The following is a 719-nucleotide window of genomic DNA, read 5'->3' as shown; positions in this document are numbered from 1 at the left end:
GGCGGCATGCTGCTGGGCTGGATCGCCGGCACCATGGCCGTCTCCGACCCCGCCGTGGCCGTGACCGAGACCCTGCCCTGGATGCTGAAGATCGACCAGGCCAACGACTGGATCAAGTACGGCGCCGGCATTGCGGGGGCACTGATCGTGCTGGCCCTGGGCAAATGGATCGCCTCGCGGCACGCTGCGGCCGCGTCCAGCCGGAGGCCTGCGGTCTGAAGCCGCTGGCCTCCGGCAAGGGGCTGTGAAGGGCGCGCAGCCTTTGCGGCCCCGGCCCCGATGCTCCAAACACAGGGACTGCGGTCCCTGTTTTTGCGCCCGGCCGCACGCCCGCACCGGCCGCGCCCAGGCGCGGCACCCTGGGCCCGTGGCGTGCCGGGCATGCGCTATGCTTTCCCGCCATGAAGCTCATTCTCAAGTGGTTGCTCAGCGCCGCGGCGCTGCTGCTGGTGGCCTATCTCTACAGCGGCGTCGAGGTCAAAAGCTTCACGGCCGCGCTGATCGCGGCCTTCGTGATCGGCCTGTTCAACGCGGTGCTGCGCCCGGTGCTGGTGGTGCTGACGCTGCCGGTCACGGTCGTCACGCTCGGCCTGTTCCTGTTCGTCATCAACGCGTTGATGTTCTGGGCCGCGGCCGGTGTGCTCGACGGTTTCCATGTGCGCGGCTTTGGCGCCGCGCTGCTGGGCTCGCTGATGTACTCGGCGCTGGGCCTGGTGATC

General features: G+C 69.4%; 1 protein-coding gene and 1 pseudogene. Both read left to right on the top strand.

Annotated features, from left to right (window positions below):
• A pseudogene (locus B2J89_RS21340) lies at nucleotides 1–219 on the top strand (TerC family protein); the annotation flags it as partial.
• A 182-nt stretch (nucleotides 220–401) separates the two neighbouring features.
• A partial coding sequence (locus B2J89_RS21335) for a phage holin family protein (protein ID WP_169170829.1) occupies nucleotides 402–719 on the top strand: 318 nt, incomplete at its 3' end.

Source organism: Acidovorax sp. SRB_24 (assembly GCF_012931925.1).
Note: the sequence above shows the minus strand (reverse complement) of the source record. Positions and strands in the feature narration are given on the sequence as shown.